At 56.4% G+C, this 12,916-nt stretch carries 14 protein-coding genes; 5 read left to right on the top strand and 9 right to left on the bottom strand.

Going from position 1 to position 12,916, the window contains the following annotated elements; all coding sequences use genetic code 11:
• Window positions 1-11: 11 nt before the first annotated feature.
• From murQ to pbp4b, 3 genes are read left to right on the top strand one after another with little or no spacing between them, the layout of a single operon-like run.
• A complete protein-coding gene (gene murQ / locus OGV83_RS10710; RefSeq protein ID WP_286463561.1) occupies window positions 12-908 on the top strand; it encodes an N-acetylmuramic acid 6-phosphate etherase in 897 nt (298 codons plus the stop codon).
• Window positions 909-913: 5 nt separating this feature from the next.
• Window positions 914-2,344, top strand: coding sequence for a PTS N-acetylmuramic acid transporter subunit IIBC (gene murP / locus OGV83_RS10705; RefSeq protein WP_012131350.1), 1,431 nt, complete (start codon window positions 914-916; stop codon window positions 2,342-2,344).
• A gap of 4 nt (window positions 2,345-2,348) precedes the next feature.
• Complete coding sequence (pbp4b, locus tag OGV83_RS10700) at window positions 2,349-3,653, top strand: penicillin binding protein PBP4B (RefSeq protein ID WP_047462148.1); 1,305 nt, start codon at window positions 2,349-2,351, stop codon at window positions 3,651-3,653.
• A gap of 97 nt (window positions 3,654-3,750) precedes the next feature.
• Here pbp4b and OGV83_RS10695 read toward each other — a convergent pair whose 3' ends face one another.
• From OGV83_RS10695 to OGV83_RS10680, 4 genes are all read right to left on the bottom strand, one after another.
• On the bottom strand, window positions 3,751-4,650 hold the full coding sequence (locus OGV83_RS10695) for a Dyp-type peroxidase (protein WP_200053412.1): 900 nt from the start codon (window positions 4,648-4,650) through the stop codon (window positions 3,751-3,753).
• A 94-nt stretch (window positions 4,651-4,744) separates the two neighbouring features.
• Window positions 4,745-5,320, bottom strand: a complete 576-nt coding sequence (locus tag OGV83_RS10690; protein WP_024130133.1) for an RpoE-regulated lipoprotein — start codon at window positions 5,318-5,320, stop codon at window positions 4,745-4,747.
• A gap of 60 nt (window positions 5,321-5,380) precedes the next feature.
• Window positions 5,381-5,830 (bottom strand): DUF2919 domain-containing protein, encoded by a 450-nt coding sequence (locus tag OGV83_RS10685; protein WP_049009818.1) that lies wholly within the window; start codon window positions 5,828-5,830, stop codon window positions 5,381-5,383.
• Window positions 5,817-6,242: a GNAT family acetyltransferase gene (locus OGV83_RS10680; protein WP_012131345.1), complete on the bottom strand. Its 426-nt coding sequence runs from the start codon at window positions 6,240-6,242 to the stop codon at window positions 5,817-5,819. Before OGV83_RS10680 ends, OGV83_RS10685 begins: the two co-directional genes overlap by 14 nt.
• Window positions 6,243-6,453: 211 nt before the next feature.
• On the opposite strand from OGV83_RS10680, the gene amiA reads away from it, so the two are divergent.
• Window positions 6,454-7,323 carry an N-acetylmuramoyl-L-alanine amidase AmiA gene (gene amiA / locus OGV83_RS10675; protein WP_012131343.1) on the top strand — a complete coding sequence of 290 codons (870 nt, stop codon included), beginning with the start codon at window positions 6,454-6,456 and terminating at the stop codon, window positions 7,321-7,323.
• Between the two features lie 2 nt (window positions 7,324-7,325).
• A complete protein-coding gene (hemF, locus tag OGV83_RS10670) occupies window positions 7,326-8,225 on the top strand; it encodes an oxygen-dependent coproporphyrinogen oxidase (RefSeq protein ID WP_134769173.1) in 900 nt (299 codons plus the stop codon).
• Between the two features lie 119 nt (window positions 8,226-8,344).
• Here the strand turns inward: hemF and eutR are convergent, their stop codons facing one another.
• Genes eutR through eutB form a run of 5 tightly spaced genes read right to left on the bottom strand, consistent with a single transcriptional unit; the run spans window position 8,345 to window position 12,907 of the window.
• Window positions 8,345-9,397 (bottom strand): HTH-type transcriptional regulator EutR, encoded by a 1,053-nt coding sequence (gene eutR / locus OGV83_RS10665; RefSeq protein ID WP_012131341.1) that lies wholly within the window; start codon window positions 9,395-9,397, stop codon window positions 8,345-8,347.
• Window positions 9,398-9,441: 44 nt separating this feature from the next.
• Window positions 9,442-9,939, bottom strand: coding sequence for an ethanolamine utilization microcompartment protein EutK (gene eutK, locus OGV83_RS10660; protein ID WP_012131340.1), 498 nt, complete (start codon window positions 9,937-9,939; stop codon window positions 9,442-9,444).
• A gap of 11 nt (window positions 9,940-9,950) precedes the next feature.
• Window positions 9,951-10,610, bottom strand: coding sequence for an ethanolamine utilization microcompartment protein EutL (gene eutL / locus OGV83_RS10655; RefSeq protein ID WP_047462132.1), 660 nt, complete (start codon window positions 10,608-10,610; stop codon window positions 9,951-9,953).
• A gap of 9 nt (window positions 10,611-10,619) precedes the next feature.
• Window positions 10,620-11,525 (bottom strand): ethanolamine ammonia-lyase subunit EutC, encoded by a 906-nt coding sequence (eutC, locus tag OGV83_RS10650; RefSeq protein ID WP_047462128.1) that lies wholly within the window; start codon window positions 11,523-11,525, stop codon window positions 10,620-10,622.
• Between the two features lie 20 nt (window positions 11,526-11,545).
• On the bottom strand, window positions 11,546-12,907 hold the full coding sequence (eutB, locus tag OGV83_RS10645) for an ethanolamine ammonia-lyase subunit alpha (RefSeq protein ID WP_012131337.1): 1,362 nt from the start codon (window positions 12,905-12,907) through the stop codon (window positions 11,546-11,548).
• Between the last annotated feature and the right edge of the window lie 9 nt (window positions 12,908-12,916).

The raw sequence follows: 12,916 nt of genomic DNA, 5'->3' as shown, positions 1-12,916 counted from the left end.
CTGTAAGTAATATGCAACTTGAAAATATGATTACCGAAGGTGTTAACCGCGCCTCTTTTGAGATTGACCGGGCTTCCACCCTCGATATGTGCCGCATCATTAATGATGAAGATAAAACGGTTCCACTCGCCGTGGAGCAGGTTCTGCCCGAGATCGCCGCGGCTATCGACATCATTTATGCGCAGGTCAGCGCTGGCGGGCGGCTGATTTATACCGGCGCCGGAACGTCCGGTCGCCTGGGTATCCTTGACGCCAGCGAATGCCCCCCGACCTATGGCGTGGAATCAGGCCTGGTTATCGGTTTGATCGCCGGTGGCGAGCGCGCGATACAGCATGCGATTGAAGGCGCGGAAGACAACCGCGAGCTTGGGGTCAACGACCTGAAGACCCTCGCACTCAATGAAAAAGATGTGGTTGTGGGCATTGCGGCCAGCGGTCGCACGCCGTATGTGATTGCCGGTCTGGAATATGCCCGTACGCTCGGCTGCCGGACGGTCGGGATCTCCTGCAATCCGGGGAGCGCCGTAGCAAAGGCGGCGGAGCTTACCATCACGCCCGTTGTCGGCGCCGAAGTGGTGAGCGGTTCTTCCCGTATGAAGGCGGGCACCGCGCAGAAGCTGATTCTCAACATGCTGTCCACCGGCCTGATGATTAAATCCGGCAAGGTGTTTGGCAACCTGATGGTGGATGTTGTCGCCACGAACGAAAAACTCAACGTGCGTCAGGTAAATATTGTGAAAAATGCGACAGGCTGCACCGGGCAACAGGCTGAAGCCGCGCTGATGGCCTGTGGCCGTCACTGCAAAACCGCTATCGTCATGCTACTGAAAAACCTCAACGCAACAGAAGCCAGTCTGCGTCTTGAGCAACATGGCGGCTTCATTCGCCAGGTACTGGAAGAGGAATAAAGCGAATGGCAAAAGAAATCAGTAATGATCTCCTGAATACGATTATCTCCCGGGTCGGTGGCCCGGGTAATATTGCCACCTGCGGGAACTGCATGACCCGTTTACGCCTGGCGGTACATGACAGCGATCGGGTCGATCCGGCGATTAAAACGCTCGAAGGCGTGAAAGGCGTGGTCCTCTCGAATAACCAGGTGCAGGTCATTTTTGGCCCCGGTAAAGCGCAGCGGGCGGCAGATGCCATGAATGCGCTACTGAGCGATAACAGCGGCACCGTCACGCAGGCGGCAGATATCGCCGCCAAAACCAAAAGCCAGCTAAAAGCGAAACAAACCTCAGGCATTCAGCAATTCCTGTCGAAGTTCGCCACTATTTTTACGCCGCTCATTCCCGGTTTTATTGCTGCGGGTCTGCTGCTGGGGATTGCCACGCTGCTGGGTACCGTATTGCACGTTCCGGCCGATGCGCAAGGTATGCTTCCCGACGCCCTGAACTTTATGAAAGTGTTCAGTAAAGGGCTGTTTACCTTTCTGGTCATTCTTATTGGCTATAACGCCGCGCAGGCTTTCGGCGGCACCGGCGTTAACGGGGCGATCATCGCCTCGCTGTTCCTGTTGGGATACAACCCTGCCGCCACCACGGGCTATTTCTCCGGTATTGAGGACTTCTTTGGCCTGCCGATCGACCCGCGCGGCAACATTATCGGCGTACTGATCGCCGCCTGGGCCAGCGCGCGTATTGAGGGCTTTATCCGACGCTTTATGCCCGACGATCTGGACATGCTGTTGACCTCCATGTTAACCCTGCTGGTCACCGCCGCACTGGCCTACCTGATCATCATGCCGCTGGGCGGCTGGCTGTTCGAAGGGATGTCATGGCTCTTTATCCACCTCAACAGCAACCCGCTGGGCTGCGCCGTTCTGGCGGGTCTGTTTCTTGTTTCGGTGGTGTTTGGCGTCCATCAGGGCTTCATTCCCGTCTATCTGGCATTAATGAGTAGCCAGGGATTCAACAGCCTGTTCCCTATTCTTTCTATGGCGGGCGCGGGTCAGGTCGGCGCCGCACTGGCGCTCTACTGGCGAGCAGAAAAACACAGTGTGTTACGCAGCCAGGTTCGCGGGGCGATTATTCCCGGCTTACTCGGTGTTGGCGAACCGCTGATTTACGGCGTTACGCTGCCACGAATGAAACCGTTTATCACCGCCTGCCTCGGCGGCGCTGCCGGGGGGCTATTCATCGGCTTAGTGGCCTGGTCGGGTCTGCCGATGGGCTTAAACAGCGCCTTTGGTCCATCCGGTCTGGTGGCGCTGCCGTTAATGACGTCCGCGCAAGGTATTCTGCCCGCAATGGCGGTATATGCCGGAGGAATGCTGATTGCGTATCTTGGCGGATTTATTTTTACCGCTCTCTTTGGCTGCCGTAATGTGAATCTGGACTAATACCATGAAAATGACATTACTTTTTGCTTCCCTGCTGGCGCTCAGTTGCACTGCCAGCGCCGCGCCATTTCCGGTATTGACTGACGCCGCGCCGGAAAAAGCAGGATTTAATATTGAACGGCTTAACGCGCTGGATAACTGGATAGCGCAACAGGTTGATGCCGGTTATCCGAGCGTTAACCTGCTCATTATTAAAGACAGTCATATTGTTTATCGTAAGGCCTGGGGTCAGGCTAAAAAATATGACGGCAGCGTCCTGATGTCTCATCCCGTCAAGGCAACCACTGACACCCTGTACGACCTGGCATCAAATACAAAAATGTATGCCACGAACTTTGCCCTGCAAAAACTGATGTCAGAGGGCAAATTACAGCCGGACGATCTTATCTCGAAATATATTCCCGATTTTGGCGATCGTCCGGGGGATGCGATTAAAGGGAAAAGCACGTTACGCATTGCGGATTTGCTGCATCATTCCGGCGGTTTCCCTGCTGACCCGCAATACCCGAACCAGGCCGTCGCGGGCGAGTTGTATTCGCAGGATAAAGCCACCACGCTGGAGATGATCAAACGCACGCCGCTGGCGTACCGCCCCGGCACGAAACACATCTACAGCGATGTGGATTATATGCTGCTTGGGTTTATCGTGGAGTCCGTGACGGGCCAGCCGCTCGATCGTTATGTTGAAGAGAACCTCTATCGCCCGCTCGGTTTAACGCATACGGTCTTTAACCCGCTACAGAAAGGCTTCCGCCAACAGCAGATCGCCGCGACGGAACTGAACGGCAATACCCGGGATGGCGTGATTCATTTCCCCAATATCCGCACGACCACCCTATGGGGCCAGGTGCATGATGAAAAAGCATTCTACTCGATGGGCGGTGTTTCAGGACATGCGGGACTGTTTTCGAATACCGGCGATATTGCGGTACTGATGCAGACCATGCTGAATGGCGGAGGGTACGGTAACGTGACGCTGTTCAGCCCGGAAACCGTGAAAATGTTCACGCAATCCTCGCCGGAGGATGCCACGTTTGGTCTCGGCTGGCGCGTTAACGGCAATGCGTCCATGACGCCGACATTCGGCACGCTGGCCAGCGCGCAGGCATACGGCCATACCGGATGGACAGGGACGCTGACCGTTATCGACCCGGCCAATCAGATGGCGATTGTGATGCTGAGCAACAAGCCGCACTCGCCCGTCGCCGACCCGCAAAAGAACCCGAATATGTTTAACAGCGGGCTGATGCCGATAGCCACATACGGTTGGGTGGTGGATCAGATATACGCGGCGTTAAAACATGAGTAACCGATAAGGCAGGACTGCCGGGGGCGCTTCGCTTGCCCGGCCTACAAAAAGGCTCTGTAGGCCGGGTAAAACGACGCCGCCATCCGGCAAAAGGAAATTACAGCGCCATCAATCTGTCCAGAGACGGTGCGAAGTAATAGCCGCCCGTCACTGGCTTCGTAAAGCGCAGCATGGCGTCACGCTTCCCGTCGGTATCGCCAAACATGCTCAGCAACTGCTGCTCAATATTGTACAGACGCGCGCAGTAAGCGCAGAAATAGAGGCCGTGGGTGCCGCTGGCCGTACCGTATGGCAGGCTCTGGCGCACAATTTTCAGCCCTTTGCCGTCCTCTTTCAGATCCACGCGGGTCAGGTGAGACGTGACCGGACGGTCATCGCCATCGATCTCTTCGTTGGCTTCTTTAGTACGACCAATCATCATCTCCTGGTCGTGAACGCTCATGCGGTTGAGTTGCGTCAGGTTGTGTTCCCAACGCTGAACGAACACGTAGCTGCCGCCCGCATCCACGCCGTCTTTGATGACCGCCACGTCGCGGCGAACCTCTTCTCCCGCCGGGTTTTCCGTCCCGTCAACGAAGCCGCTGAGATCGCGTTCTTCCACCCAGCGGAAACCGTGGATTTCTTCCTGCACCTCGATGCACTCGCCAAAAGCCGCCATTGCCGCCTGCGCGACAGAGAAGTTCACGTCGTGACGCAGTGAAAGAATGTGGATCAGCACATCGTACTGGGTTGCTGGCGCCAGACCTTTACCGTAAGGGATAAAATCTTTCAGCTCTTCAGCCCCAACGCCGCCGCTCAGGGCGCGCCAGGTGTTGTTGCCAAATGCGACAACCGCGCCCAGATGCGCGTCAGGGAATTTCGCTTCGAAGGTTGCCAGTTTATCGGCAAACGCTTTGCTGGCCGCACGCAGGGCATCGATATCCCCTTTTACATTGGCTTCAATCCAAATCGCCGCGCGGCAGTGTTCTGGCAAAATGCCACTTTGAACCTGAGACATTGTTCCTCCTGAAAAATAAGAATGCCACGGCTGCGTGGCATTGATGGGCGTATTGTACCCGTTTTTTCAGCGAGGCGGTTTGTTCAGACGCAAATTAACGGCGCCAGATGATTTTGCTCACTTTCCAGTTCTTCAGCGTGTCGTCAGGAGGCATTAACCCTTCCGGGCCGTTCCACTCGCCGGAGAACAGATAGCTAATATGTTGACTGTCTTGTGCTTTACACTCGACCGACGCGCTGTCATCGCCCGTCGCTTTCTGGCAGTTACCAAAGGCTTTGCTGTAAAGGTCGCTAAACGGCGTACCGATTTCAACGCCTGCCTGCGATGGAATATCGCTGTCCAGCACATCAATACGGCTGATGGTTCCCTGGTCGCCATTGATAACCAGCGCAACCTTGTCCTCTTTCATCGCTTCAAAAAAACGCACCACGTTGCCGTTCTGGGTTTTCATTCCGCTACGCAGGCGATAGTCGCCATCCAGCGCGTCAGTAATCGCTTTTTCATCCAGCGGCGTGGAGGCAGTTAATGCCCCAACGCCCTGCTCAGTGACCTCTGTCGACGAGCCAAACCAGTTCCACGGATTCGCAGCAGACCAGTTCACCGACGAGAGGGTTGAACAGCCGCTCAGCACCAGCGGCATTGCGCATAAAATCAAACGCAGCGATTTCATCTCACTTCCTTTCTTTATTAATCAACGTTGTTTGGAGTCCGGTTTCGCCAAAAAGTGCCGTTATTCTTTTACCGGTGCAAAGCAGGCGCGTAAACGACGGTTAGAGAGCAACCAGATAAGCGCGACAATATCGGCCACCACCAGCGCCAGCCCGATGCCGTTTACCGGTTCACCGTACAGCCACAGCACCGGTTGCCAGCAGAGCAGAACGCCCTGCGCCAGAATCAACAAACCGCGCAGCCCGCGCCACAGCACCGGGAAAGCGTCGCGCCGCCCGCTCAGTAAAAACGCCAGTACCGCCGGGACGCCGGGCAACAACCCCAGCCAGAACGTATCGTGATCGGGATAAAACAGATTCAGCAGCGTATCGCCCTGCTCGCGGGAGGAGCCAGCAATCACAAACAGCACCCAGGTACGCGCCTGAAGCAGCAGCACGCACCAGAACAGAAAAGGCAGGCGCAAGCGCCCATGACCGTCGTAGTCAGCAGGATGAAACTCAGTACTCTTCATCTTCAATCAGACGCTTGCCCAGACTTAACGCGTCCGAATGTTCATAACCCAGGCGCTCGTACATGCCCAGTACAATGTCGTTGTCTTCCCGCACCATGATTTGGATTTTCGGGCAGCCGCGAGCAATGAGCTTTTTCTCCAGCCGGTTCAACAGCGCATTGGCGATGCCACGACCGCGAAACTCCGGGTGTACGCCAAGATAATAGGCAGAACCCCGATGGCCGTCATAGCCGCCCATGACCGTGCCGACCACCTCGCCATTCACCTCAGCGACCAGAAACAAGCTGACGTCATGGTTCAGCTTACGTTCGATATCCATTTCAGGATCGTTCCACGGACGCAGCAAATCGCAGCGCTCCCAGAGGGTGATCACCTCTTCGAAATCTTCCTGGCGAAAAACGCGTATCTCCATGGTATTGAGACCCTTTTCAAGGTTAAAACTCCGATTATGGCGCGAACGACTGATTTAGCCAATATCTGACGCGAAACGGCGAAAAAAATGGCATAATGACGGATTGTCACGTATTGAAATGAAAAGTAAAACAATTCTCATCACGAACAGTCGTAACGGATTACGCGATACGATATAACATCTGGAACTCAATTTTCACAACTCAGGCTGTATGAGCACTTTTAAACCCTTAAAAACTCTCACATCGCGCCGCCAGGTGCTGAAAGCCGGGCTGGCGGCTCTGACGCTGTCGGGCATGTCGCACGCCATCGCTAAAGAAGAAGCGCTAAAGACCGGTAATGGTCACAGCAAACCGAAGGCCAAAAAAGCAGGCGCCAGACGCATTGTTGTTCTCGACCCCGGCCACGGCGGTATCGACACCGGCGCGATTGGTCGCAACGGTTCGAAGGAAAAACACGTCGTGCTGGAGATCGCCAAAAACGTGCGCGCGATTTTGCGCAACCAGGGGATTGATGCGCGCCTGACACGCACGGGCGACACCTTTATTCCCCTGTACGATCGCGTGGAAATCGCCCACAAGCACGGCGCGGATCTGTTTATGTCCATCCACGCAGATGGCTTTACCAACCCCAGCGCCGCAGGGGCCTCAGTCTTTGCGCTTTCTAATCGCGGCGCCAGTAGCGCCATGGCGAAATACCTCTCCGACCGTGAAAACCGCGCCGATGAAGTCGCGGGGAAAAAAGCGACCGATAAAGATCATCTGTTGCAGCAGGTATTGTTCGATCTGGTGCAAACCGACACCATCAAAAACAGCCTGACGCTGGGATCGCATATTCTTAAGAAGATCAAGCCAGTGCATCGTCTGCACAGTCGCAATACGGAACAGGCGGCGTTTGTGGTGCTAAAATCACCGTCAATTCCCTCCGTACTGGTAGAAACCTCATTTATCACCAACCCGGAAGAGGAGCGTCTGTTAGGCACCACCGCATTCCGGCAGAAAATCGCCACCGCGATAGCCAATGGCGTGATCAGTTATTTCCACTGGTTTGATAACCAGAAAGCACACTCGAAGAAACGGTAATCATGAAACCCGATGCACAACGCGTAAAACAGTTCCTGCTCAGCCTTCAGGATGATATTTGCCAGCAGTTAGCCGCCGTTGATGGCGCTGATTTTGTTGAAGACAGCTGGCAGCGCGACGCGGGTGGCGGCGGGCGCAGCCGGGTACTGCGTAACGGCGGTGTCTTTGAGCAGGCTGGGGTAAATTTCTCCCATGTTCACGGCGACGCGATGCCCGCCTCCGCGACGGCACACCGCCCGGAGCTGGCAGGGCGCAGTTTTGAAGCGATGGGCGTGTCGCTGGTGGTGCATCCGTTGAATCCGTACATTCCAACCAGCCATGCCAATGTTCGCTTTTTTATTGCGGAGAAGCCCGGCGCGGAGCCGGTCTGGTGGTTTGGCGGCGGTTTCGACCTGACGCCCTATTACGCGTTTGAAGAGGATGCCATTCACTGGCACCGCACGGCGCGGGATCTGTGCCAGCCCTACGGCGAGGACGTCTATCCGCGCTATAAAAAATGGTGCGACGATTACTTTTTCCTGAAGCATCGCGATGAGCAGCGCGGCATTGGCGGGCTTTTCTTCGACGATCTGAACACGCCGGATTTCGACAGCTGCTTTCGCTTTATGCAGGCGGTAGGCAAAGGCTATACCGATGCTTTTCTGCCAATTGTCGGGCGGCGTAAAGCAATGGCCTGGGGCGAGCGCGAGCGTCATTTCCAGCTTTATCGCCGGGGCCGCTATGTGGAGTTTAATCTGGTGTGGGATCGCGGCACGCTGTTTGGCCTGCAAACGGGCGGACGCACCGAGTCCATTTTGATGTCGATGCCGCCGCTGGTGCGCTGGGAGTACGACTGGCAGCCGGAAGAAGGCAGCCCGGAAGCGGCGCTGAGCGAATTTATCAAAGTCCGCGACTGGGTGTAATTTACCTGGCCGCGTTTTTGCCTGATGACGGCTAACGCCTTATCCGGCCTACAACTACAACGGTAGCGCCCCGTAGGCCGGATAAGACGCAAAGCGTCGCATCCGGCACAATAATGTCATCACATCCACTGGCGCATACGCTGATGCAGCGTCAGCGACGGTTTTTCGGCAAACAGTTGCTGGTAATCGGTCGCGAACTGCCCCAGATGCCAGAACCCCCACTGCATTGCCGCCTCTTTGACCGTCGAACTTTGCGACCACGGACTGATCAGCTCCCGCCGCACCGCGTTTAATCGAATCCGCTTCAGCCACGCGTTCGGGCCAATCCCCAGAATCGCGTGAAACGCGTTTTGCAACGTGCGGCGGCTGACGTGCAGCTGATTGCACAGATCGAGCACCGTCAGCGGCTCCGACATATTCTCCAGCACGTATTCCCGCGCGCGGGACAGCAATTTTCGATAGCTCTGATGGCTGACGCTTTCTGCCGTTATAATCGGCTGCGCTTCTTCCAGCATCGTCCCCATCGCCAGCAGCAGGTTGTCCCCCAGCACTTTACGCACCGCGTGCTGATGCAGGTTTTCCGGGTTCTCGCTGAACGTCGCCAGCGCCTGCTGGACAAAGCCCCACAGCGCCGCTTTATGCTGCTCTTTCACCTCCAGCGCAGACTGGTTACGCAGCATATGCAGCACCCTTTCCGGGTGATGCAGGAAATTGGCCTGCCGGGTAAGCACCTCCTCCGAGATAACCACGCCAAGGATGGTGTAATCATCCGGCGTGCTCAGCTCAAACTCCGTCCCGCCAGGACGGGTAGCGATCTCCGCGCTGCCAATGCACTGCGTGCCGATAAAACCTTGCTCGCCGCGCGTTGCCGGAATACCGAACCAGAAGGAGTTCGGCCAGACCAGGCAAGACTGACGCAGCGCCAGACCGGTGTACTCACGGAACACCTGAATTTCATCCAGCAGGATTTCCGTGAATTCCCCATGAAATTTACCGGGATGCAGCTGATCGTAAATCTGCTGCCAGGCGGTTATCGTCAGGGCGTGTTCATAGACGTCCGTTGTCAGCCGCTGGTGAACATTATCCACCTCAACCAGAGGCGTAAGTTTAACGTCTTCGGGTAACGCTTCATGATAAAGATGGTGCAAGTTTGCTGTACGAGTCTTTTTCATGATCTTCAAAGCCGGGGCGCAACGTCCCCGGCACCTCCGACAGGTTATACTTTCTTCAGACGATAGCGACTACTGCGTTTACGCAACGCCCCGTCAGAAAAGAGTTGCTCCAGCGCATTTCTGGCGCGCTCCAGTGACCAGCCAAAATGCGCGGCCACCTCCCCTGCCGTCATTCCCTGACGTACTGATGCTAATAACGCCAACAGCGCTTCTGAGGATTCAGAGGTAACAGGCGCATCTGGCGTCTTTCCGACTTTCGTTGGCTGGCGCTTAAAGCCGCCGATCAGCCACTGGGTGTCGTCTTCCGGCCGCCCAATTTCTTTGCGGCTGATAACACGGCCCGTGCGTTGTGCTGCGGCGCTTCCGGCATCCAGCGCCGCGCGACACGCCGCCAGATCGCCCTCCACCACCAGCGTCAGCCGGCCGGGATCGAGCACTTCGTGGCTGAGCAATCGCACATTGGCGGCTTTCAACATGGCGTCCGCCGCATCAACGGCGGCAACCATGCCATCCACTTCCAGTAATCCCAGTGCATTGATCATCGCTACCTCTCTTACGCGCGCTGGACGGGATTACGGGCAATATCCAGAACGGCATCGGTAAAGGCGTTGCAGGCGGCTTTACAGGCGGCCTGGCTCCCCGTTAAAAACGCCGCAGAGTAGTTGGTTTCTGACGGCGGCGGCACGTAGGTCACCAGTTGGACATCGGCGGATTTCATCGCCGCATCAATGCCAAACGTCGCTTCCAGCGGCGGCGCCACCAGATAGGCGATAGGATCGCCCAGCGCGATGCCTGAGGTTGATGAGAGATAAGACCCGGTACGCGAAACCACATGCGCCAGGAATGCTGTATCTTCCGCATCGTTGGCCCACTGGAACGCTGCGCCGCCTTCAATATGCGCCACCATCGCATCCAGACCCGCCCGCACTTCCGCCGGGTTCGGGCCGCCCAACATAATCAAGACTTCACCGGCCGTCGGCGACGGCCCGTGGGCCGCTCCGGCATACAGTGAACGGCCATACACCACTTCCACCATCGCCTGTTTTGTCGCTTCGTCTGCCGCAATATACGTTACGTCATCAGAGTCTGCCGTGATGAGACCGAGGCTACGTATATGTGACGGTAATTTAAGCTCACGCGCGAAACCGTCATTCACCGAGGCAATCACGCGCATTGCGGTGACCGACGGTCGAATCAAATCTAATGCTGGCATGTTGCCTCCTTAACGGGTCATATTGATGCCGGATGCTTTCTGCTCCAGCATACGTTTCGCCAAATCCACAATTACCGCTGCGGCTTCAACCGGCGGCGTGCCGCCCTGGTGAATATTCGAAATACAGGTACGATCCGCTTCAACGGTGGTTGCCACCCGTGGTGAGTAAACCGCATAGCAGGAGAGGCTTTCCGACTGACCTAAGCCAGGACGCTCACCCACCAGCAGAATCACCACTTTCGCGCCAAGAATTTCGCCGATCTGATCTTCAATCTTCACGCGGCCATAGCGTACAAAGAACGGCGTCCCGACTTTCAGCCCCGCCTGTTTCAGGCCAGAGAGCAGCGGCGGCAGGATCTCTTCGTAGTTGGCGGTAATCGCATCCGTCGATAAACCATCGGAAATCACCACCTGGACATCCGGGCTGGCGACACACTGCGCTTTCAGCGCGTCAATGGCCTCCTGGCTCAGACGACGCCCCATATCCGGGCGGGTCAGGTAGAGGTTTTTGTCGCTGATTTCCGAACGCACTTCCAGCAGCCCCTGTGCTTTCACCCACTCTTCCGGCACCTCTTTCAGGACGGTATCTTTCGAACGCGAGTGATCCGCCAGGAAGCGCAACAGCGCCAGGGTGCGCGGACGTGGGCCGGCGCGACCGGTACACACGCGCGCAGCGGTGCTGCGGCGCAGTTCGGCCAACACATCCGCGCGATGCGGATTCTCCACGCCTACCCAGGCTTTCGCCTCAGCCGAACCTAAATCCAGCGCGCAGCTTTCCGCCGCTAAAGGCGCTGAAGGTGCGGCACATTGTTTAGCGCTACAGGCTGGCGCGGATTCTGCGGGGGCCTGCGGCTGCGACTCGCCCATTGACGCCATTACACTGCGTACAATTTCTTCAATCTGTTTTTGATCCATCGTATGTCATCCCCGCGTCATCAGAAGAACAGTGACGGATCGCCCGCCCGCTTGGTCAGGCGACCGTTTTCCATAATGCCCATCGTTTCCAGCCAGCGCTCAAACTCCGGCGACGGACGCAGGTTGAGTAACTGACGTACCGTTGCAGTATCGTGGAATGCGGTGGTCTGGTAGTTGAGCATGATGTCGTCACCGAGCGGCATGCCCATAATGTAGTTACAGCCTGCGGTGGCGAGCAGAATCATCAGGTTTTCGTTGAGGTTCTGATCGGCGTCGGCGTGGTTGGTGTAGCAGCAGTCGCAGCCCATTGAGATGCCGCTCAGCTTGCCCATGAAGTGATCTTCCAGACCGGCGCGAATAATCTGCCGGTCATTGTAGAGATACTCCGGCCCGATAAAACCGACCACCGTATTCACCAGGAACGGATCGTAGTGCCGCGCCAGGCCGTAGTTACGCGCTTCCATCGTCACCTGGTCGGCGCCGAAGTTGGCTCCAGCCGAAAGCGCAGAACCCTGCCCGGTTTCAAAGTACAGGCAGTTTTCCCCGGCGATACGGTTGAACTCCGCGCCGACCGCACGCGCTTCATCCAGCATCGCCAGCTCCACGCCGAACTCTTTTAATCCTTTTTCGCTGCCGCAAATACTCTGGAAAATCAGCCCGCCCGGCGCGCCGCGACGAATGGCTTCAATCTGAGTGGTGACGTGCGCCAGTACGCAGCCCTGCGTCGGAATATTGAACTTGTCGATCACCCCGTACACGGTATCCAGCACGCGACTTAAGTTTTCCACGTCGTCCGTTACCGGGTTAACGCCAATCACCGCATCGCCCGCCCCGAAAGAGAGCCCTTCATAGATTTGCGCGGCGATACTCTGTACATCGTCACGGGTATCGTTCGGCTGCAAACGGCAGCTAAAGGTGCCCGGAATACCGATGGTGGTATTGGCCTTTTTGATCACCGGCATCTTCTTACCACCGTAGATCAGGTCGGCGTTGGAGCAGATCTTCGCGACCGCCGCCACCACTTCCGAAGTCAGCCCTTTACGCGTAAACGCAATGTCATCCACGGAAGTTTCATCACTCAGCACATATTCGCGCAGCTCACTGATGCTCCAGTTTTTAATGCGGTTATAGGCCGTTTCATTGACGTCGTCCTGAATCAGACGCGTCACGCAGTCCTCTTCATAGGAAATCACCGGGTTGTTGCGAATATCCGCCACCGACATTTCCGACAACACCTGTTTCGCGGCAACGCGCTCCTGTGAGCTTTCAGCCGCAACACCTGCCAGCACATCCCCCGAACGCAGTTCGTTGGCTTTTGCCAGCACCTCTTTTACATCCTTAAACTGATAAACATTGCCGAACAATGTGGTCTTTAGTTTCATAAGTCGTTC

Origin of the sequence: Citrobacter sp. CK189, from assembly GCF_030333505.1 — a bacterium.
Lineage (GTDB): Bacteria > Pseudomonadota > Gammaproteobacteria > Enterobacterales > Enterobacteriaceae > Citrobacter_B > Citrobacter_B koseri.
This window is presented reverse-complemented; position numbering and strand designations above follow the sequence as displayed.